This is a genomic window from Paraburkholderia sp. SIMBA_027 (genome assembly GCF_046535315.1).
GTDB classification, from domain to species: domain Bacteria; phylum Pseudomonadota; class Gammaproteobacteria; order Burkholderiales; family Burkholderiaceae; genus Paraburkholderia; species Paraburkholderia tropica.
Map to the genome: position 1 here is coordinate 62,152 of NZ_JAWRWY010000004.1, position 20,300 is coordinate 82,451.

Genomic DNA, 20,300 nt, shown 5'->3' on the forward strand with positions numbered 1-20,300 from the left:
GACTGGATCGCCACAATTGTGACAATCGTAGGTTCGGCGGAGCTTATATCAAATGAGTTAATATCGCCGCAGATGAGAATTAAAGTCACATCATGACGCGAACCAGAAACACGTCAGGAAGCGGCGAAAAGCTTCCGCCACTCAATGCGCTCCGCTATTTCGAGGCGGTCGCGCAGCACGGCAGCCTGACCGCGGCGGCGGCGAGCCTGCACGTCACGCACTGGGCGGTCGGCAAGCAGATCCGTCTGCTGGAGGACTGGTTCGGCGTGCCGCTGTTCGAGCGGCGTGCGCGCGGCGTGGTCCTGACCGACGAAGGCGCCGCGCTGCTCGGCGACGTGAGCAGCACATTCGAGCGGCTCGCCACGGCGGCAAGCCGCTTGCGCCGCCATGATGTGCCGGTTCGCGTGTCGGGCATCGTGCGCGTGAATGTGCAGCCCAGTTTCGCACTGGGATGGCTGCTGCCGCGTCTGGAAGATTTCCGCAGCCGCTATCCCGAGATCGATCTGCGGCTGTCGACGACCTCGCGCAAATTGCGCTACATCGGCCACGCGTTCGATATCGGCGTGCGCGCGGGGCCGGAAACCGGCGACGGTGTGATCTCCCGTGCGCTGATGGCCGACGTGCGGCTACCCGCGTGCAGCCCGGCGCTTCTGCATCGGCATCCGATTCGGGAAGCGGCGGACCTGCGCCACCACACGTTGCTGCATTCGAGCACCACGCGGTCCGCATGGGCGAGCTGGCTGCGCGAGGCGGGCGCCGCTGATCTACAGCCGCACCGTGAAATCGAACTCGACCACACCTATCTCCAGCTGGCGAGCGCGGTAGAAGGCCTGGGCGTCGCGCTCGCGTCGCTGCCGCTGATTGCTCGGGACATCGCCGCCGGGCGGCTCGTCTGCCCGATTGCCGCGCCGGGATGGCGCGCACCCGACTACACGCTGGTAATGAACGCCGATCGCGCGCGCGATGAAGCCGTCGTGGCCTTCGGGCAATGGATGATCGACAGGGCCGGGCGCGAAGCCTGACGTACCGGCAATGGCAACCGCAAGCGCAAGCGCACGCCATCGAATACCTCGCCATCGAATCCAGGCTTTTTTCTCGTGTGCAATTGACGTCTGGGCCGTCCGCCCATTACGCTTGCGGGCTGATGGTTCCCGGCGACGGGATCAAAAGGGAACGCAGTGACGACGCATTGCGTCGAGTCTGCGGCTGCCCCCGCAACTGTAAGCGGCGAGTTCGTGCCATTCGGCGCCACTGGGAAACCGGGAAGGCGGGCATGAGAACCGTGACCCGCAAGCCAGGAGACCTGCCATCGACCGAGGTCCATGCAGCCGCAACGGGCGGGGTGTCCCAATGCGCAAACCACCGCTTCGCGCGGTGCTTCGTTGCAGGACAGCCCCGACCTCAGGATCTGTCACATGTCCATCGCTCTCGAACCGGCCGCTGCGCCGGGAACCCTTCGCCGTCGCGTCGCCAGCATTTACGCCGTGCTCGCGGTCTTCAATATCGGCGCGTGGATCTGGGCGTTCATCGCCTTTCACGCGCAGCCGCTGCTGCTCGGCACCGGCCTGCTCGCCTATGGTTTCGGCTTGCGTCATGCCGTCGACGCCGACCATATCGCCGCCATCGACAACGTCACCCGCAAGCTGATGCAGGACGGCCGGCGTCCGGTTTCCGTAGGTTTCTTTTTCGCGCTCGGTCACTCGGCCGTGGTGCTGCTCGTGGCGATTGCCGTCGCGGCGACGGCGGCGGCGCTCGAAAGCCGCTTCGAGGCGTGGAAGGATATCGGCGGGGTCATTTCGACGAGCGTCTCCGCGCTGTTTCTGTTTCTGATCGCCGCGATGAACATCGTCATTCTGCGCGGCGTGTGGCGCGCGTTCGGCAAGGTCCGGCGCGGCGAGCGCTACGACAACGACGACCTCGATCTGCTGTTGAACAGCCGCGGCCTGCTTTCGCGCCTGTTCCGCCCGCTGTTTCGCCTCGTGTCTCGACCGCTGTGGATGCTGCCGCTCGGCTTTCTGTTCGGGCTCGGTTTCGACACCGCGACCGAAGTGAGCCTGCTGGGCATTTCCGCGAGCCAGGCGGCGCAAGGCGTGTCGATGGGCGTGGTGCTCGTGTTTCCGGTGCTGTTCGCGGCGGGCATGTCGCTCGTCGATACGACCGACGGCATCCTGATGCTCGGCGCCTACGACTGGGCCTTCGTGCGCCCCATCCGCAAGCTCTATTACAACCTCACGATCACGCTCGTTTCCGTCGCGGTCGCGGTGCTCATCGGCGGTATCGAAACACTCGGTCTGCTCGCCGATCACTTCGACCTCAAGGGCGGCTTCTGGAACGTGATCGGCAGCCTCAACGACAATTTCAACAACCTCGGCTTCGTCATCATCGGCGTGTTTATTTTTGCGTGGGTGATTTCGTTCCTCATTTACCGCCTGAAACGCTACGACGAACTGCCGGCGCTGCAATCCGATCGTTGAACGCGCAATCACGCGACATCGCAAGACACATTCGGCGTCCTCGCCCGCGCACGCAAACGGGCGAGGACGTCGTGGTTCAAGCGCGCCGCTGACGCAGATAACCCACCGCCGCGAGCGCCACGCAACACCCCAACGTGGCGATCACTTCGCCGCGGTGATCTTCGCTGAGCACCATCACCACGAAGGCGCCGCAGATCAGCGCAACGACCAGCACGCCCAGGAAGGGGTGCAGCCACATCCGCACCTTCAACGGCCCGGCGGACACGAGTTGCTGGCGCAGACGCAACTGGCTCACGGCAATCACGAGGTAGACCAGCAGCGCGATCGCGCCGGTCGTCGAGAGCAAGGCGTCGAAGACATATTTCGGCGCAAGATAATTCGCCCCGCACGCCACGAACGCCACGAGGCTCGACGCCATCACGGCGCGCGCCGGCACGCCGCTCGCGGTCGTGCGCGTGACGAAGCGCGGCGCCTGCTCGCGCCGGCCGAGCGAATACATCATGCGCGATGCCGTATACAGCGCTGAGTTCAGGCAGCTGCCGACCGCGACCAGAATGAGGCCGTCGGTAATGAGTCGCGCGTACGGAATATGGAAGCTGCGCAGCACGGCCTGATACGCGCCCAGACCCGTCAGATCGGCGTCGTTCCAGGGCACCGTGCAAATGATGACGAGCACCGAGCCGATATAGAACAGCGAAATGCGCCAGACCACCGAGGTAATCGCGCGGCCGATTTCCCGCGCGGGATTTTCCGATTCCGCCGCAGCGATCGTCACCACTTCAGTGCCGAGGAACGTGAACATCGTCGTCAGCAACGCACCGACGATCGGCGCCATGCCGCGCGGCATGAATCCGCCATGACCGGTCAGCGTGTGCCACGGCGTGAGGTGGACGGACGGCATCAGCCCCGCGATCGCCGCAATCCCGCAGCCGATAAACAGCAGAATGCCGGCCACCTTGATGATCGCGAACCAGAACTCCAGTTCGCCGTAATTCTTGACGCTCGCGAGGTTCGCGACCGTGAGCGCGGCCGTCACGAGCACCGAGATCTGCCAGACCGGCACGTCGGGCACCCAGCCGTTCAGAATGTGCGCGGCGGCCGTCGCTTCGAGCGGCACGACGAGCACCCAGAACCACCAGTACATCCAGCCGATCGTGAAACCGGCCCACGAGCCGATCGCCTTGTCGGCATAGGTGGAGAACGAGCCGGAGTCGGGCATCGCACACGCCATCTCGCCGAGCATGCGCATCACCGTTACGACCAGCAGGCTGCCGAACACATAGGCCAGCACGGCGGCGGGCCCCGCTTCCGCAATCGCGTGGCCCGAACCGACGAACAGCCCCGCGCCGATGCTGCCGCCGATCGACAGCATCACCACATGCCGCTGCTTGAGCCCATCGGAGAGCCGGTGCGACCCGGAACTCGCGCCAGCGCTGCGGCCAGGTTCCGCGTAACCCGCGGGCGCGCCATCGATCAAACCGGCTTGCCTATCAATCTGTCGCATCTGTCTTCCTCCTCCGTGTTTTTGTCGGGGACATCGTCAGGCCATTGCCTTTGATCGCCTTCATGATCCCGAGCCAATAACGCCGGATATAGAACCGTTCCGACCGTCCCTATAACGGTCGCGACAGTGCGCCCCCACCCGCGGCTTGCGCTCGCCGCCTCGCCTGGCCTGCCTTGCCACCCTCTTTCGCCGCTCAGTCCAAGGGAAAACCCTTGCCCGATACAGGCGCGTACCGTCTCGCCGGCGATGCGTAATCTCAGCGCGTAAACCCTTATTCTGGTTCAGTCTTATTCAAACCTATACTTCGTCTACAATTTGTATACAGCAATGTTGGACGACAGAATACAGAATCCAACCGATGGTCTGGAAGACGCCGTCGCGCTGTACGGCCCCGAGGGGGCAGCGCATGCATCCGGTGCGCGATCACCCGAAGGTGCAGTGGGTTTCAAAAGCGATATTGGAATTAGCAATGCAAACGGTTACCTCGCTCCCCGCGGACGACAAGATGTGTGGCTGGTATCACACGAGTCGCGCACGCACGCCCAGGCCTGGCCACACGGGAGAATCGCAGGCTCGCTGGGCGATCATCGGCGCCGGTTTCACCGGCCTCGCCGCCGCCCGGCAGCTCGCCCTGAATTTCCCCGACGACGAAATCGTGCTGATCGACGCCCAGGAGGTCGGCTTCGGCACCTCGGGGCGCAATGCCGGTTTCGCGATCGACCTGCCGCACGACATCGGCGCGGACGATTACATCGGCGACATCGACACCGCCCGCACCACGCTCAAGCTCAACCTGCTCGGCCAGACCATCCTGCGCGATCTGGTCGACGAGCACGGCATCGACTGCCATATGACCGCGTCCGGCAAATACCAGGCGGCCGTGGAAGAACGCGGCGTGGCCGTGCTCGACGCGTATCGCCGAGGTCTCGACAAACTGGGTCAGCCGTATCAGGTGATCGACGGCGCGGCGCTGCCCGAACATATCGGCACGTCGTTTTATCGCAAGGCGCTGTTCACGCCGGGCACGGTGCTCGTGCAGCCGTCGGGTCTCGTCAAGGGTCTCGCCGATTGCCTGCCGCCCAACGTCACGCTCTACGAAGGCACCGCGATCACCGACGTCGATTACGGCGAGAAGATCGTGCTCGCGCATCGCAACGGCCGCATCGTGGCCGACAAACTGGTGCTCGCCAACAACGCGTTCGGCATGCGCTTCGGCTTCCTCGCGCGCACGATGTTGCCGGTGTTTCTCTACGCGAGCCTCACTCGGCCGCTGACCGCCGCGGAGCAGGCCGAACTCGGCGGCAAGCCGGTCTGGGGCGTGATTCCCGCCGACCCGTTCGGCAGCACGCTGCGCCGCACGCACGACAACCGCATCCTCGTGCGCAACAGTTTCTCGTTCAATCCCGACGGCCGCCCCAGAGAGCAATGCCTCGACCGCTTCGCGCAACGTCATCGCCTGTCGTTCGAACGGCGTTTCCCGATGTTGCCGCAGGTCGATTTCGAGTACACCTGGAGTGGTTCGCTCGCGCTTTCGCAGAATCACAAGGGCTTTTTCGGGCAACTCGCGCCGAACGTCTACGGCGCGCTGTGCTGCAACGGACTCGGCATCACGCGCGGCACGGTCACGGGCACGCTGCTCGCCGACTGGCTCGCGGGCAAGCCCAATGAACTGACGAATTTCCTGCTCGACACGTCCGGCCCCAACAAGGCGCCGCCCGAGCCGTTCCTCTCGGTGGGCGTGAACGCAACACTCTGGTGGGGACAGCGCAAGGCAGGACTCGAAGCCTGATTTGCATCCAGATTCGCATATCGACCGCGAAGCAACGCGATAAACCGGCAAATCAGCATATAGACCGATCGCACCTTATACGAAGCACAGGACGCGACAGAGATGATTCGTATAACGAATCATTGCGTCCCTTTTCATGGAAGGAGACTGGCAATGTCGAACAATCACGTATCCATCGAGGACGTTCCGCTCAATGGATTCCATCAGTTGCTGACCATCCGTTCGAGCGGCGGCTGGCTCATGGATGGCTATGTCCTGAGCATCATCGGCGTGGCGATGGTGCAGTTTTCCTCGGCGCTCGGTCTGACCAGTTTCTGGGAAGGCATGGTGGCCGCTTCGGCGCTGATTGGCATCTTCGTGGGCGGCTTCGCGGGCGGCTGGCTGTCCGACCGCCTGGGTCGCCAGAAGCCCTATTTTTTCGGGCCCGTTATCTTCTTCGTCTGCTCGCTCGCACAGCTTTGGGTGCAATCCGGCGAGGCGCTGTTCTTCCTGCGCTTCCTGATCGGCATCGGCGTGGGGATCGAATATCCGGTGGCCGGTTCGCTGCTGGTCGAATTCATGCCGCGCAAATATCGCGGCCCGCGTCTCGCCTTGCTGACGATCATCTGGTTCCTCGGCGCGGCGCTCGCGTATATCGTCGGCAATCTGATTCTGAGCAGCGGCGCGCACGATGCGTGGCGCTGGGTGCTCGCGAGTCCCGCCGTGATCGGCATCGTGCTGTTCGTCGTGCGCATCGGCACGCCCGAGTCGCCGCGCTGGCTGCTCAGCAAGGGACGCAAGGCCGAAGCCGAAGCGATCATCAAGAAGGTCTACGGTCCCGATTTTTCGCTGAACAATCTGCCTGAAGAAAAGGCCGAAAAGAAGATCTCGCTGTGGTCGCTGCTGCATTCCGGCTACGGCAAGCGCATGTTGTTCGTCACGCTGTTCTGGAGCTGCTCGGTGATTCCCGTGTTCGCGGTCTATTCGTTCGCGCCGCGCGTGCTCGAAGCGCTCAATCTGACCGGCCGCTGGGAATCGCTCGGCTCGGTCGCCATCACGCTGCTGTTCGTGGTCGGCTGCATCATCGCCACGCGCGTCATCAACGTGCTGGGCCGCCGCGCGATGGTGATCCACAGCTTCCTGTGGTCGGCGCTCGCGCTGCTCGCGCTCGGCGCGTGCTCGAACGGCTCGGCCATTCTGATTCTCGTGTTGTTCGGCGCCTATGCGGTGCTGATCGGCGGCGCTCAGGTGCTGCAACTCGTCTACCCCAACGAAATTTTCCCGACCGATATCCGCGCCTTCGCGGTAGGCATGGGCGCATCGCTCTCGCGCATCGGCGCGGCGATCGGCACCTGGCTCGTGCCGATCGCGCTCAACAGCATCGGCATCGGCAACACCATGTATGCGGCCGCGGCCGTGTCCTTCGTCGGTCTTGCTGCCTCGCTTGCGCTCGCGCCTGAAACGCGTTCGCTGAGCCTGCAGGAAGCCGCTTCGCTCAATCACTGAACCCGTCGATCCGACGCTCCCTCATTTCAATCTTCACGGAAACAGTCATCATGAAATTCGAAGGCATCTACACCCCGGCCATCACGCCCCTCGACGCCGCCGGACAGATCGACAACCAGGCCTTTGCCGAAGTGCTCGAATCGCTGATTGCCGCGGGCGTGCACGGCATCATCATCGGCGGCTCGACGGGCGAGTACTACGCGCACACCGCGCAGGAACGCTTCGATCTGGGCAAGCTCGCGAAGGAAGTGATCGGCTCGCGCACCGCGCTGATCATCGGCACGGGCGCCGTGCGCACGGAAGATTCGGTCGAATACGCGAAGGCCGCGAAGGCGATCAAGGCCGATGCGATTCTGGTCAGCTCGCCGCCCTATGCGCTGCCGACCGAGCAGGAAAACGCCGAGCACGCGCTCACGATCGACCGCGCCGCCGACCTGCCGATCATGCTGTACAACTACCCCGGCCGCATGAGCGTTTCGATGGGCCGCGAATTCTTCGAGATCGTCACGAAGGCTTCGAAGAACTTCGTTGCGATCAAGGAAAGCTCGGGCCAGACGGGTCAACTGCACATGCTGGCGCGCGAGTTTCCGACTCTGTCCGTGTCGTGCGGCTGGGACGATCAGGCGCTGGAATTCTTCGCATGGGGCGCGCGCAGCTGGGTCTGCGCCGGTTCGAACTTCCTGCCCGCCGAGCACATCGCGCTGTACCAGGCGTGCGCCGTGGAAAACGATTTCAACAAGGGCCGCCGCATCATGTCCGCGATGCTGCCGCTGATGGACTTCCTCGAAGAAGGCAAGTTCGTGCAGTCGATCAAGCACGGCTGCGAAATCATCGGCTTGCGCAGTGGCGGCGTGCGCGCGCCGCTCAAGGGCCTCAACGACGACGAGAAGCAGCGCCTGCACACCATCGTCACGGCGCTCAAGCGCGAAGTGGCGGCCGTGACCGGAGGCCAGGGCTGATGGCCGATCTGCTTTCCGCTCAGGAATACGCCGCGCTGGCCGCGCGGCTGACCTTGCCGACCGAGGCGTTCATCGACGGCACATTCCAGCCTTCGGTGTCGGGCGCGACGTTCGCCACCACGAACCCGGCCACGAACGAGGTGCTCGCGCACATCGCCGCCTGCAACGCCGCCGACGTCGATCGCGCCGTGGCCAGCGCCCGCGCGGCGTATCGCGACGGCCGCTGGCGCAAGCTGCCGCCCTCGCAACGCAAGTCGATTCTGCTGAAGTTCGCCGATCTGCTCGAAGCAAACGCGCACGAACTCGCGACGATGGAAAGCCTCGACAGCGGCAAGCCCATTCGCGAGTGCCAGAACACCGACGTGCCCGAAACGATTCATACGATTCGCTGGCACGCCGAGCTGATCGACAAGATCTACGACTCCACCGCGCCGGTCGGATCGGGCGCGCTCTCGCTGGTCGTGCGCGAGCCGATCGGCGTGGTCGGTCTCGTGTTGCCGTGGAATTTTCCGCTGCTGATGCTCGCGTGGAAGATCGGTCCGTCGCTGGCCGCCGGTTGCTCGATCGTCGTGAAGCCCGCGAAGGAAACCACGCTCACGGCGCTGCGCGTGGCCGAACTCGCGCACGAAGCGGGCGTGCCGGCGGGCGTTTTCAACGTGCTGCCGGGCGGCGGCCAGGAAGTGGGCGAGCCGCTGGGCCTGCACATGGACGTCGACATGGTGAGCTTCACCGGCTCCACCGCCACGGGCCGGCGCTTCCTGCACTATGCGGCCGAGTCCAATCTGAAGCGGATTGTGTTAGAGTGCGGCGGCAAAAATCCGGCCGTGGTGCTCAAGGACGCCGACGATCTCGATACCGTTGCGCAACACGTCGTCAACGGCGCGTTCTGGAACATGGGCGAAAACTGCTCGGCCTCCTCGCGCCTGATCGTGCATGCCGACATCAAGGACACGCTGCTCGAACGCATCGGCGTGCAGATGCGCGAATGGAAGATGGGCGATCCGCTCGATCCCGAACACCGCATCGGCGCGATGGTCAGCCAGTCGCACTTCGAGAAGGTCCGCTCGTATCTCGTGCAGGCACAGACGGAGCAACTGCGCGTGGCCTTCGGCGGCGACACGGAGCGCGGCATCTTCGTCGAGCCGACCGTGGTCGACGGCGTGAGTTCGACGAGCCGTCTGTTCCAGGAAGAGATCTTCGGACCGGTGCTCGCCGTCACGACGTTCACGGACCTCGACGAAGCCATCGCGCTCGCGAACGACTCGGTCTATGGCCTCGCCGCTTCGGTCTACACCAGCAACCTGAACCACGCGATCCGCCTGTCGCGCGAGATCCGCGCGGGCGTCGTGACCGTCAACTGCTTCGGCGAAGGCGACATCACGACACCGTTCGGCGGCTACAAAGAGTCGGGTTTCGGCGGCCGGGACAAGTCCATCTGGGCGCACGATCAATACACCGAGATCAAGACGATCTGGATCGATACGCCCGCGTGAATGCCTGCACCCGCCTGACGCTTGACCGGTCAGGTGCATTCGGCGTGCGCGCCGTGGCCGGATTTGCGCTGCCGGCCATGGCGCGCGCGTGGGGAATATGAATTATCAAGGCAGGTTCGAGGTATGAAAAAGGATACGGCCACGCTGATCGGGCTCGTCGCAATCATGTTGTGGGCGTCGATCGTCGCCCTGATTCGCGGGGTCAGCGAAAGTCTGGGCGCGACCGGCGGCGCCGCCATGATGTACACGGTGGCGTCCGTCTTTCTCGCGTTGACGGTCGGCTTCCCCAATCTCAGGCAATTTCCGCGAAATTATCTGATCTGGGGAAGTCTGCTATTCGTCGCCTACGAACTGTGCCTTTCGCTCTCGATCGGTTATGCCGATAACGGCCGGCAGGCGATCGAAGTCGGCATGGTCAATTATCTGTGGCCGACCTTCACGCTGGTCTCGGCCATCGTGTTCAACAAGCAGAAGGCCAATCTGCTCGTCGTGCCCGGTTTCGTGCTCTCGATGCTCGGCATCGGCTGGGTGCTGGGCGGCGATCGGGGCATCGACCTCGCGGGCATGCTCGGCAACGTCAAGGACAATCCGCTGAGCTATGGCCTCGCGTTCAGCGGCGCGCTGATCTGGGCCGCGTATTGCACGGTGACGGCGCGCATCGCGAACGGCAAGAACGGCGTGACGCCGTTCTTCATGCTCGTTTCGGCGGTGCTGTGGCTCAAATTCGCGCTAGAAGGCGGCGGCGCGATGCACTTCGACACGCCCGCGCTGATCTATCTGTTCCTGGCCGCGGCGGCGATGGGCTTCGGCTACGCGGCCTGGAACATCGGCATTCTGCATGGCAACGCCACGGTGCTCGCGGGCGCGTCGTATTTCATTCCGGTGATTTCCGCCGCCCTGGCCGCCACGCTGCTGCACGCGCCGCTCTCCGACGCGTTCTGGCACGGCGCCTTGATGGTCTGCGCGGGATCGATTCTGTGCTGGATCGCCACGCGCCCTCGCCGACCGGGAAAGGCCGCGCGCAAGGCGGCCGCGAACGAAGCCGAAGCCGTAGAAAAGCGAATTGGTGAGCGCGTTTGACCGGCCGCGGAGCACGCCTCGCGCAAACCGCGCCCAGGGCGTCATCTGGAGATTTTCTGTCCGCCGCTTTATAGTACACAAAAGGTAGACAGAGAATCCCCATGAAATCGAGCCCCGACGAGTTCCAGATCGACAGCAACGCCCCCATCGACCGCAAGGCGGTTTTAGCCGAAACCCTGCGCCGCCGCATCGTCAGCATGGAACTGAAGCCGGGCGCCGTGGTGGACGAACTGGCGCTGTGCGAGGAATTCGGCCTCTCGCGCCCGCCCGTGCGCGAACTGATGCGCCAGATGGCCGCCGAAGGCTATATCGAGTTGGAAGCCAATCGCGCGGCGCGAGTGTCGTCGATGAACTATCACTCGCTGCGCAGTTTCTTTCTGGCCGCACCGCTCATTTACGTCGCGACGACGCAACTCGCGGCGGCCAACGCCACCGCCGCCGACATCGCGAAACTGCGCGCCATCCAGAAGCATTTCCGCCAGGCCATCGACGCGCACGACGTGGAAAACCGGGTGCTCTACAACGACCAGTTCCACCTCGAAATCGGCACGATGGCGCAGAACGACTATCTGATGCCCAGCCTGCGCCGCCTGCTGATCGATCACGCGCGTCTGGGCAAGACCTTTTATCGCTATCCCGCCACTGAAAACATGCAGCACGAGATGCATCAGGCAGCGGATCAGCACGATGAAATCATCGACGCGATCGAGCGCCGCGATACCGAACGCGCGGGCGAACTCGTGAGAGCGCATTGGGAATTGTCGCGCCGTCATATGACCGACTATGCGATTCCGGAAGGGCTGGATGTGCCGCTGAGTTTTGCCTGAATGAATTGCGCCTGAATCAAGCGTGATCCACGGGTGATTCAAACCTCGCGACATTCAAACGCTCGCACGCCGGCAACGGCGCACCGTCTCCGAAGGCAGTTCGCCGAACATGGTGCGATAGTCCTGCGCGAAACTGCCGAGATGCAGAAAGCCCCATTTCGTGGCCGCCGCCGTGACCGAATCGCCGCTGCGCAATGCGCGGCGCACGTGATTGAGCCGAACCGCGCGCAGATACGCCACGGGATTCAGATCGAGCACATGCTGAAACGCGTACTGAATCGTTCTGCGGCTCACGCCTAGCTGGCCGCACAACTCCGCGATCGACAGCGGGCAGGTTTCGGCCACTTCGAGACACCGCTGCGTGGCCGCGACCAGCGCGGCATGGCTCGCGTGCGGCGCAACGCTGCGCGTTTGATCGCGTGCGCCGTGTTCCAGCACCTCCGACAACAGCGACAACACCGCGCCCTGCAACGCCATCGCACGCTCGCGCCCGGTCTGCGTCACGGTGATCGACAGCGCGTGGCGCAGCACGTCGCGAAAACGCTGCGCCGTGGCTTCGCTCATCGGCACGACGGGCGCCATATCGGTTTTGGCAAGCGAGCCCGCAAATACACGCAACGCGTCGCTGTCGATTTCATCGACATGAATTTCGACGTTCGCAAGCACGTGATGATCGGGCGAAAAGAATTCGAATTCCTCAACGCTCGAAAATACGTGCAGGCTGTCGCGACCGCTTGCGTGTCCGCACATGCGCGCATGGCCGTCGAGTTCGAGCGGCACCGCAATCGCAATCCTCCCCGCGGGCACCGAGCCGCGCTGAAGAATGACCTTGTCGAGATGCTCGACCAGCACGCGCACGCCGCCTATCGACGCAATCGACGACGAGCCGCTGAACGCGCCGCGCGAAATCTGCGTGTAATCGAGATCCCAGCCACTGAAAATGCGGGCCTGTTCATCCACGTCCGTGAAGGCGCAAAACGCGACCGAACGCATCGCCTGGACGGCGCGCTCGGGCTGATCTGCGAGAAGACGGGAATCGGTGCGCATACGCATCAGGCTCGGAACTCGGAATTCACTCATTCACTATCCGGTCCATTCTAGCGAAAACCCTCGCGCGTCAAAATACCCTGCAAAAACCGGGGAAAACCCGCGATTGCCGAAATCCGATAGTCACGCGTTCAGCCGAAATCTAATCTGCGATGCGCACGCCGCGCCGCTTTCGAGCGGTCGCGCCGACTGGCCCTTGGCGCGCTCATGCGCCATGCAACACAGGATAACGAATCATGAACGCTCGACTCGACGGCCGGCTCGCCGGCAAGGTCGCCATCATCAGTGGCGGTGCGGGAGGATGCGGCGCGGCCGCTTCGACGCTGTTCGCGCGGCAGGGTGCGCGCGTCGCGATCATCGACCGTGACGGCGACGCCGCCGAAACGCTCGCCTCGATACTGCGCGACGAAGGTTTGAGCGCCGCCGGTTTTGGCGCCGATGTCGCGCGCAAACAGGACGTCGCGCGTGCCGTTGCCGCCGCGCGCGAAACCTTCGGCCCCGCCGACGTGCTGTTCAATCACGCGGGCACGCTGATCGTCAAACCGTTCCTCGATATCGAAGAAGACGAATGGGACTGGCTCATGGCCGTGAACGTCAAAAGCATGTATCTGATGACCCAGGCGGTCCTGCCGCAAATGCTGGAAAAAGCGGCGGGTACGATCATTTGCACGTCGTCGATTTCCGCCGTGTGCGCGACGCCCGGCGAAGTGCTGTACGACACCACCAAGGGCGCCTGCCATATGTTCGCGCGCGCGCTCGCGATCGAATATCGCGAGCGCGGCATCCGCTGCAACGCCATCGCGCCGGGCTTCATCCGCACGCCGCACGGAATTCGCGAAATCGATCAATTGCGCGCGATGGGCGTCGATGTGTCGGAAAACTCGATCGCGCAGCAACAGGGCCGACTCTGCGAACCGTCCGAAGTGGCCGCCGCCGCGCTCTTTCTTGCGTCTGACGAATCGAGTTTCGTGAATGGCGCACATCTCTTCGTGGACAACGGTTTTTCCGCGCTCTGATTCTTCGCGCCGCGCCCCGCGTTCCGTATCGACCCTGGGTTGCCGATATCCGATAGTGGCCAAAAAAAGCCTCTCCTAGAGTGGGCGCATCACACCGTCACGCGCGCCATGCACGCACGCGTGACGGTCAACCCGGAGGGAGACCCCGTCATGGATGTCGAAAATCGCAGCATCGAATTTATTCCGCATGGCGAGCGTTACGGCACGCCCAAGCGGCTGTTTACGATCTGGTTCAGCGCCAACATGCAGGTGACCGCACTGGTGGTCGGCACGCTGGGCATCGTCGCGGGCATGAGTCTCGCGTGGACGCTCGTCGCGCTCGTCGTAGGCAATGTGATCGGCACGATTTTCATGGCGGCGCATTCCGCGCAAGGGCCGCATCTGGGCATTCCGCAGATGATCCAGAGCCGCGCGCAATTCGGCGTGTATGGCGCGGCATTGCCGCTCGTGATCGTGACGCTCGCCTATGTGCTGTTCGTCGCCGCCGACGGCGTAGTGATGCGCGAATCGATCAAGTCGATTTACCCGATGTCCGACAATGCCGCGATTATCGTATTCGGCGCGTTGACGTTCGTGATCAGCTATATCGGCTATGAATTGATTCACCGCTTTGGCGCGACCATGACGGTGCTGTCGATTCTCGTCTTCGCGGCCACCGCGCTGATTCTGGTTTTCTCGCCGCACGTGCACGTCACGCTGCAAACCGCGAAACACGGCTTTTCCGTGGGCGCTTTCAATCTCGTGGTCGCGCAAGCGGCTTCGTGGACGCTCGGTTTCGGCCCTTACGTCGCGGACTATTCGCGCTATCTGCCGGACAGCGTGCGCACGCGCGACACGTTCTGGTACACCTATCTGGGCGGCCTGCTCGGCTCGCTCGCCGTGATGGTGTTGGGCGCGGTGCTCGCCACGGTATCGACTTCCGTGGTCAACGATCCCGGCACGGCCATCGCCGCGTTGTTCGGCGCCTGGGCGCGCCCGGCGCTCATTGTAATCGTGCTCGGCGTACTCGTTTTCAACGTGTTGAGCCTGTATAGCGCGTATATGTCGTCGGTGACGATTTTCAGCGGCTTTCGCAGCATGACGCGCATTCGCCGCTCCACCAAATTCGGCGTGCTGTTTCTGCTTTTCGCCGTTTCGACGTGGATCGCAATCGCCACGCAATATCATTTCTCCGACTATTTCGCCGATATTCTCAACGCGCAGATTTACGTGCTGGTGCCCTGGAGTTCGATCAATCTCGTCGATTACTACCTCGTGCGCCGCGGCGCATACAGCGTGAAAGACATGTACGACGCGCGCGGCCAATACGGCACTTTCAACTACAAGACCATCGCCATCTACTGCGCCGGATTCGCCAGCACGCTGCCATTCATGGACCTCTCGTTCTATCACAGCTACTTCGCGAAACTCATCGGCGCGGATGTGAGCTGGATTCCGAGCCTGCTCGTGCCCGGCGTACTCTATTACGTCACGTTCGGACTGCGCGCACGCACGGCCCGCAACGTCGTCGCCGTCGAGCACGACGCGATGCAGCCGCACTGAATCGCGGCGTTTAACTCCGGTTTTCCATGTCTCACCCGATCGCCCCTCTTCATTCCGAAACGCGTCAGCCGATTCGATTCGGCATTGTCCTGCTGCCGAATTTCACGCTGACCGCGTTCTCGGGATTCGTCGATCTGCTGCGCCTCGCGAGCGACGACGGCGATATGAGCCGCCCCGTGCGCTGCTCGTGGACCATCGTCGCCGAATCGCTCGCGCCCATTCGCGCCAGTTGCGGCATTCAGGTCACGCCGTGGACGACCTTCGACGAAGCCGGCACGTTCGATTACCTGTTGGTGGTGGGCGGTCTGCTGCATTCCGGGCCCTCGGCCAGCGAGGCGACGCATCGCTTCATTCGCGCCGCCGCCGCGAGCGGCGCCACGCTGGTCGGCATCTGCACGGGCGCATTCGCGCTCGCCCGCGCGGGCGTGATGGACGGCTACCGGATCTGCGTGAGCTGGTTTCACTATTGGGATTTCGTCGAGCGCTTTCCCGCGATTCCCGAATCGAACCTGATCGCCGACCGTCTGTTCGTGATCGATCGCGCGCGCATCACCTGCTCGGGCGGTCGCGCGTCGATCGACGTGGCCGCCGCGATTCTTTTACGGCATCTCGACGCGGCGATCGTGCAGAAAGCCCAGCGCATCCTGATCGTCGACGATGCGCAGCGCGGCAACGCGCCCCAACCCTATCCGCCGGGTCTCGATCCCGCTTCGCATCCGAAGGTGCGCCGCGCGATTCTCATCATGGAACAGCACATCGCGAATCCGCTCTCGCTGACCGAACTGGCGCGGCGCGTCGACACCTCCGTGCGCCAGCTCGAGCGGCTGTTCGTTGCCGAGACCGGCAAATCGCCCAATGTCTACGGCCGCCAGATGCGCGTGCGCATGGCCGCGTGGATGCTGACCGGCTCCGACCGCACGGTTGCCGATATCGCCATGTCGTGCGGATTCTCGGACGCCTCGCATCTCGGGCGCGAGTTTCGCAAGGAATTCGACGCGTCGCCGGGCGCTTATCGCACCACGCGTCCGCATGCGCTCGATAGCGCAATGTGCGAAGCCTGAAACCCATCCCTGCGGCTTGTCGCAATCGTTCTATCGCGCCCGGCGCGCATGTTCTTAAATAGCTGCACGGCCTGGGGCAATCAACACCACGCTGGAACCTGAGAGCCGATACACCGCCCGATATCGCGGCTGCCTCGTCAAACCGAAACTGGAAAACCATGTTCAAACGCGCCGTTTCCATCGCCAACGTCGATCCCGAACTCTTCGCCGCGATCGAACTCGAGAACCGCCGCCAGGAAGAGCACATCGAGCTCATCGCGTCGGAAAACTACACCTCGCCCGCCGTCATGGCCGCGCAGGGTTCGCAGCTCACCAACAAATACGCCGAAGGCTATCCCGGTAAGCGTTATTACGGCGGCTGCGAAAACGTCGATATCGTCGAGCAGCTCGCGATCGACCGCGTCAAGGCGCTGTTCGGCGCCGAAGCCGCCAACGTCCAGCCGAACTCCGGCTCGCAGGCCAACCAGGGCGTGTTCTTCGCCGTCCTGAAGCCGGGCGACACCATCATGGGCATGAGCCTCGCCGAAGGCGGCCACCTCACGCACGGCATGGCGCTCAACATGAGCGGCAAGTGGTTCAACGTCGTGAGCTACGGCCTCGACGCCAACGAAGACATCGACTACGACGCGCTCGAAAAGCGCGCGCACGAAACGAAGCCGAAGCTGATCATCGCGGGCGCGTCGGCGTTCGCGCTGCGCATCGACTTCGAGCGCATCGCCAAGGTCGCCAAGGCCGTCGGCGCGTACTTCATGGTCGACATGGCGCACTACGCGGGCCTGATCGCCGCGGGCGTCTACCCGAACCCGGTGCCGTTCGCCGACTTCGTCACCACGACCACGCACAAGAGCCTGCGCGGCCCGCGCGGCGGCGTGATCCTGATGAAGGCCGAGCACGAAAAGGCCATCAACTCGGCGATCTTCCCGGGCATTCAGGGCGGTCCGCTCATGCACGTGATCGCGGGCAAGGCCGTGGCGTTCAAGGAAGCCGCGACGCCGGAGTTCAAGACCTATCAGCAGCAAGTGGTCGAGAACGCGCGCGTGCTGGCTGAAACGCTGGTCAAGCGCGGTCTGCGTATCGTCTCGGGGCGCACGGAAAGCCACGTGATGCTGGTCGATCTGCGCGCGAAGAACATCACCGGCAAGGCTGCGGAAGCGGTGCTGGGCGCGGCGCATATCACCGTGAACAAGAACGCGATCCCGAACGATCCGGAAAAGCCGTTCGTGACGAGCGGTATCCGTCTGGGCTCGCCGGCGATGACCACGCGCGGCTTCGGCGTGAAGGAAGCGGAGCGCGTAGGCAACTTGATCGCCGACGTACTCGAAGCCCCGAACGACGCCGCCACGATCGAGCGCGTCAAAGCGCAGGTCGCCGAACTGACGACGCGCTTCCCCGTGTATAGCTGAGTCGCGCACGCGTCGCCGCCTCGCTCATCAGGACATCGTCGTGCAAACCTATCTCGGTCCGCATCGCGCGGCCAACGGCCAGACACTCGCCCTGTTCAAGGTCACGACCGGCCAGGGCGAGGTCTTCATGAGCGTCAGCCGCACCGAGTTCGGCAACGACGAACGCGCGGTCGTCGAGGTTCGGCGCGACGCGCTATTCGGTTTGTGGCGCAACGACCTGCCCGACGCGATGCGCGCGTTTCCGGCCCGAGGCCGCGACGACGCAATGTTCAACGAAAAGATCGAGCTGGCCGAGGAAGGTTTCCGGCTCGGCATCAGCGATCCCGTGCCGCTCGTGGAAGTGCGCTGCGGCGTGCGGCCCCGCCTTGTCGCTGCGCATGCCACGGCACGTCCCTACATTTCGGTGATCGACGGCGTGGCGCGCGCGCTGTGGCTCGCATCGCATGGCTCGCCGTGTTTTCCCGTCGAATGCGCGGTGTCCGATGCGCCCTTGCTCGCGCGGCTCGCCGGTACGCGCCGCAGTCGGTGGATGCGCGTTTCCGAAATCCTGCCGCCACCTGGTTTCGGTCGTCGCGATGCGCCGCTCAACGGCGCATCGGCTATCCAAAGCGCGCATTGAGCGCGGCGGCTTGCACGCGCGCGTCGACCTCGCGTCCGGCGTCGTCGAGTTCCGGAGCCGATTGCACCGCGCCCGAGTACAATTCCCTCAGACAGAATACGAATACCAGACCAGATAACGGACCGGACCACGGCGCGGCAATCCGCCCGGCGAACCGGCCATCGTTTTCGTCACACAGGGGAAACCGCATGAACCGCATCTTCATGACCCGCGAGGAAGTCATCCACCTGCTGCTGGAGGCCCACGCGACGGCGCGCGGCGGCAGCGCGCCGACCCTCATCAAGCCGGTCGGGCGCGATCCCGCCAAGGTCGAGGCACTGGACCGGTTGCTGCTCGACGTGCGCGCCGGCCGCGTCAACGAGATCCGGCTCGACGCCAACGACAGCACGCACATCGCCATCACCGACTGAGGCTAGCGGTGCTCAGGCCGCACGCGCGCGCCTGAACACCGAGGCGATTCGCCTAGCTGCGCGTCGGCACGCTCGCGCCACTCGTCGTCAAGCCACGCGCGAGACTGACGACCGCGCCCGCTGCGGCGAAGGCCGCCGCCACAGCGAGACATTTGGTCGTCCGGTCGGCAACGTTCAACTGGAACAGCATCGTCACGAGCGACGAGCCGAGACACCAGCCCACCGTTCGCGCCACCGCCACGAGTCCGCCCGCCGCGCCGCTGCGCGCGACCGGTCCGGACGTCATCATGGTGGTGTTGTTCGGCGTCTGGAAGAAGCCGAAGCCCGCGCCGCACACCGCCATGCGGATCGCGATGTCGAGGTCGCCGGGCGACGCCGGCAGCATCGCCAGCGAGACGAGGCCGCAGGCCAGCACTGCCAGGCCCACGCTGCCGAGCACCGCCGCCGGATAGCGCGCCGAAAGACGGCCGGCGATGGGCGCCGCCACGGCGACGAGCAGCGGCCAGGGCGTGACCAGCAAGCCCGTCTCGACCGCCGAGCGATGCAGCAAGGTCTGCAACAGGAACGGAACCGAGATGTACGCGATGATCTGCGCCGCGTACGAACAGACCGATGTCGCGCCCGAAAGCGCAATCACCGGAATGCGCAGCAGATCCAGCGGCAGCAGCGGCGCCGCCCGCCGGCTTTGATGCCAGACGAGGCCCATCAGGAACACCGCGCCCACCGCCAGCATGGCGATTGCCCGGCCCGTATCGTGGCCGAGAATATCGACGCCCAGTACGAGCAGGCCCAAGGCAATCGCGTTGAGCAACGCGCCCGACAGATCGAATGGACGCGCGACGCCCTGACCGCGTGGCGCGACGGCGAGAAACAGCGGAATCGCCACGACGCAGGCCGGCACGTTGACGAGAAAGAGCCACGGCCACGCGGCAACCGAGAGAATGAGCGCCGCCACCGTCGGGCCCAATGCACCCGACATCGCCACCACCAGCGCAATCGACGCAAAGCCACGCGCGATCAGACTACGCGGATAAATCGACCTGACGAGCGCCGGACCCAATGCCGCGAGACACGCGCCGCCCACGCCCTGGAGCACGCGCGCGGCCACGAGAAACGACAGCGACGGCGCACTCGCGCAGCACACCGAGCCGATCAGGAACAGCACCAGCCCGATGGCGTAAATGCGCTTATGCCCGACAATCTCGCCCAGCGCCGCCGCAGGCAGCAGACACACGGCCACGGCAAGCTGATAACCGTTCACGACCCACACGACCGCCGCATCGCTGGTCCCGAGTTCGCGGACGAGCGTGGGCAGCGCGATATTGGCGATGGCGCTGTCGAGGTTGCTCAGCAGAATGCCGAGCAGAATGCAGCCCATGACGAGCCATCGTTGGCGCTCCGGCAAGCCTTGCCCTTCTGCCGGGCGTTGCGGTTGTTCAATGTGCGTTTGCAATCTCAGACTCCAGCGGTGCGTCGTTTTTAATGACGCGAATAAAACGATTCGAACGCGATCCCGGCCAGCGCGGCGCGAATATCGGTGCTATCGATGCGAGTAATCGTCATGGCCCATTCCTTTCGAATATTCAATCCG

At 64.0% G+C, this 20,300-nt stretch carries 17 protein-coding genes and 1 riboswitch; of the genes, 14 read left to right on the forward strand and 3 right to left on the reverse strand.

Translation table 11 applies throughout. The features are described from left to right. Nucleotides 1-92: 92 nt before the first annotated feature. Nucleotides 93-1,022, forward strand: coding sequence for a LysR substrate-binding domain-containing protein (locus SB764_RS08325; RefSeq protein WP_110330008.1), 930 nt, complete (start codon nucleotides 93-95; stop codon nucleotides 1,020-1,022). 106 nt (nucleotides 1,023-1,128) lie between these two features. Beyond that, nucleotides 1,129-1,326, forward strand: a riboswitch (cobalamin riboswitch). An 89-nt stretch (nucleotides 1,327-1,415) separates the two neighbouring features. Beyond that, complete coding sequence (locus SB764_RS08330) at nucleotides 1,416-2,474, forward strand: HoxN/HupN/NixA family nickel/cobalt transporter (protein WP_410863193.1); 1,059 nt, start codon at nucleotides 1,416-1,418, stop codon at nucleotides 2,472-2,474. 76 nt (nucleotides 2,475-2,550) lie between these two features. On the opposite strand, the gene SB764_RS08335 is transcribed toward SB764_RS08330, so the two are convergent. Beyond that, nucleotides 2,551-3,846: an amino acid permease gene (locus SB764_RS08335; protein ID WP_234774658.1), complete on the reverse strand. Its 1,296-nt coding sequence runs from the start codon at nucleotides 3,844-3,846 to the stop codon at nucleotides 2,551-2,553. 601 nt (nucleotides 3,847-4,447) lie between these two features. On the opposite strand from SB764_RS08335, the gene SB764_RS08340 reads away from it, so the two are divergent. From SB764_RS08340 to SB764_RS08365, 6 genes are all read left to right on the forward strand, one after another. After that, nucleotides 4,448-5,767 carry an NAD(P)/FAD-dependent oxidoreductase gene (locus SB764_RS08340; RefSeq protein ID WP_074987749.1) on the forward strand — a complete coding sequence of 440 codons (1,320 nt, stop codon included), beginning with the start codon at nucleotides 4,448-4,450 and terminating at the stop codon, nucleotides 5,765-5,767. 153 nt (nucleotides 5,768-5,920) lie between these two features. Then, complete coding sequence (locus tag SB764_RS08345; RefSeq protein WP_074987748.1) at nucleotides 5,921-7,252, forward strand: MFS transporter; 1,332 nt, start codon at nucleotides 5,921-5,923, stop codon at nucleotides 7,250-7,252. 50 nt (nucleotides 7,253-7,302) lie between these two features. Further along, the gene (locus SB764_RS08350; RefSeq protein ID WP_410863195.1) at nucleotides 7,303-8,211 is read left to right on the forward strand and encodes a dihydrodipicolinate synthase family protein; all 909 of its coding nucleotides are present in this window, start codon (nucleotides 7,303-7,305) and stop codon (nucleotides 8,209-8,211) included. Further along, nucleotides 8,211-9,704, forward strand: a complete 1,494-nt coding sequence (locus tag SB764_RS08355; protein WP_410863196.1) for an aldehyde dehydrogenase — start codon at nucleotides 8,211-8,213, stop codon at nucleotides 9,702-9,704. The genes SB764_RS08350 and SB764_RS08355 overlap by 1 nt, the downstream gene beginning before the upstream one ends. A 123-nt stretch (nucleotides 9,705-9,827) precedes the next feature. Continuing rightward, nucleotides 9,828-10,784, forward strand: coding sequence for an aromatic amino acid DMT transporter YddG (gene yddG / locus SB764_RS08360; RefSeq protein WP_183707197.1), 957 nt, complete (start codon nucleotides 9,828-9,830; stop codon nucleotides 10,782-10,784). Nucleotides 10,785-10,885: 101 nt separating this feature from the next. Then, complete coding sequence (locus SB764_RS08365; protein ID WP_074987744.1) at nucleotides 10,886-11,611, forward strand: GntR family transcriptional regulator; 726 nt, start codon at nucleotides 10,886-10,888, stop codon at nucleotides 11,609-11,611. A gap of 54 nt (nucleotides 11,612-11,665) precedes the next feature. On the opposite strand, the gene SB764_RS08370 is transcribed toward SB764_RS08365, so the two are convergent. Next, nucleotides 11,666-12,691 (reverse strand): helix-turn-helix domain-containing protein, encoded by a 1,026-nt coding sequence (locus SB764_RS08370; RefSeq protein WP_234774619.1) that lies wholly within the window; start codon nucleotides 12,689-12,691, stop codon nucleotides 11,666-11,668. Nucleotides 12,692-12,894: 203 nt separating this feature from the next. Here SB764_RS08370 and SB764_RS08375 point away from each other — a divergent pair, with 203 nt between their 5' ends. From SB764_RS08375 to SB764_RS08400, 6 genes are all read left to right on the forward strand, one after another. Beyond that, nucleotides 12,895-13,674, forward strand: coding sequence for an SDR family NAD(P)-dependent oxidoreductase (locus SB764_RS08375; protein ID WP_410863198.1), 780 nt, complete (start codon nucleotides 12,895-12,897; stop codon nucleotides 13,672-13,674). A 150-nt stretch (nucleotides 13,675-13,824) separates the two neighbouring features. Continuing rightward, on the forward strand, nucleotides 13,825-15,216 hold the full coding sequence (locus tag SB764_RS08380) for a purine-cytosine permease family protein (RefSeq protein ID WP_410863199.1): 1,392 nt from the start codon (nucleotides 13,825-13,827) through the stop codon (nucleotides 15,214-15,216). Between the two features lie 26 nt (nucleotides 15,217-15,242). Further along, the gene (locus SB764_RS08385; RefSeq protein ID WP_074987741.1) at nucleotides 15,243-16,277 is read left to right on the forward strand and encodes a GlxA family transcriptional regulator; all 1,035 of its coding nucleotides are present in this window, start codon (nucleotides 15,243-15,245) and stop codon (nucleotides 16,275-16,277) included. A 158-nt stretch (nucleotides 16,278-16,435) separates the two neighbouring features. Further along, nucleotides 16,436-17,680 carry a serine hydroxymethyltransferase gene (glyA, locus tag SB764_RS08390; RefSeq protein WP_183039614.1) on the forward strand — a complete coding sequence of 415 codons (1,245 nt, stop codon included), beginning with the start codon at nucleotides 16,436-16,438 and terminating at the stop codon, nucleotides 17,678-17,680. A gap of 40 nt (nucleotides 17,681-17,720) precedes the next feature. Further along, nucleotides 17,721-18,299, forward strand: a complete 579-nt coding sequence (locus SB764_RS08395; RefSeq protein ID WP_321857026.1) for a plasmid fertility inhibition factor family protein — start codon at nucleotides 17,721-17,723, stop codon at nucleotides 18,297-18,299. Between the two features lie 188 nt (nucleotides 18,300-18,487). Beyond that, complete coding sequence (locus SB764_RS08400) at nucleotides 18,488-18,709, forward strand: hypothetical protein (protein WP_065060586.1); 222 nt, start codon at nucleotides 18,488-18,490, stop codon at nucleotides 18,707-18,709. Between the two features lie 52 nt (nucleotides 18,710-18,761). Here the strand turns inward: SB764_RS08400 and SB764_RS08405 are convergent, their stop codons facing one another. Beyond that, nucleotides 18,762-20,162, reverse strand: coding sequence for an MFS transporter (locus SB764_RS08405; RefSeq protein WP_237181565.1), 1,401 nt, complete (start codon nucleotides 20,160-20,162; stop codon nucleotides 18,762-18,764). Nucleotides 20,163-20,300 lie beyond the last annotated feature (138 nt).

Excerpts from the sequence above, each read along its gene's own strand:
- SB764_RS08325 (WP_110330008.1), top strand. The coding sequence starts at position 93 with ATGACGCGAACCAGAAACACGTCAGGAAGCGGCGAAAAGCTTCCGCCA.
- SB764_RS08330 (WP_410863193.1), top strand. The coding sequence starts at position 1,416 with ATGTCCATCGCTCTCGAACCGGCCGCTGCGCCGGGAACCCTTCGCCGT.
- SB764_RS08335 (WP_234774658.1), bottom strand. The coding sequence starts at position 3,846 with ATGCTGTCGATCGGCGGCAGCATCGGCGCGGGGCTGTTCGTCGGTTCG.
- SB764_RS08340 (WP_074987749.1), top strand. The coding sequence starts at position 4,448 with ATGCAAACGGTTACCTCGCTCCCCGCGGACGACAAGATGTGTGGCTGG.
- SB764_RS08345 (WP_074987748.1), top strand. The coding sequence starts at position 5,921 with ATGTCGAACAATCACGTATCCATCGAGGACGTTCCGCTCAATGGATTC.
- SB764_RS08350 (WP_410863195.1), top strand. The coding sequence starts at position 7,303 with ATGAAATTCGAAGGCATCTACACCCCGGCCATCACGCCCCTCGACGCC.
- SB764_RS08355 (WP_410863196.1), top strand. The coding sequence starts at position 8,211 with ATGGCCGATCTGCTTTCCGCTCAGGAATACGCCGCGCTGGCCGCGCGG.
- yddG (WP_183707197.1), top strand. The coding sequence starts at position 9,828 with ATGAAAAAGGATACGGCCACGCTGATCGGGCTCGTCGCAATCATGTTG.
- SB764_RS08365 (WP_074987744.1), top strand. The coding sequence starts at position 10,886 with ATGAAATCGAGCCCCGACGAGTTCCAGATCGACAGCAACGCCCCCATC.
- SB764_RS08370 (WP_234774619.1), bottom strand. The coding sequence starts at position 12,691 with ATGAGTGAATTCCGAGTTCCGAGCCTGATGCGTATGCGCACCGATTCC.
- SB764_RS08375 (WP_410863198.1), top strand. The coding sequence starts at position 12,895 with ATGAACGCTCGACTCGACGGCCGGCTCGCCGGCAAGGTCGCCATCATC.
- SB764_RS08380 (WP_410863199.1), top strand. The coding sequence starts at position 13,825 with ATGGATGTCGAAAATCGCAGCATCGAATTTATTCCGCATGGCGAGCGT.
- SB764_RS08385 (WP_074987741.1), top strand. The coding sequence starts at position 15,243 with ATGTCTCACCCGATCGCCCCTCTTCATTCCGAAACGCGTCAGCCGATT.
- glyA (WP_183039614.1), top strand. The coding sequence starts at position 16,436 with ATGTTCAAACGCGCCGTTTCCATCGCCAACGTCGATCCCGAACTCTTC.
- SB764_RS08400 (WP_065060586.1), top strand. The coding sequence starts at position 18,488 with ATGAACCGCATCTTCATGACCCGCGAGGAAGTCATCCACCTGCTGCTG.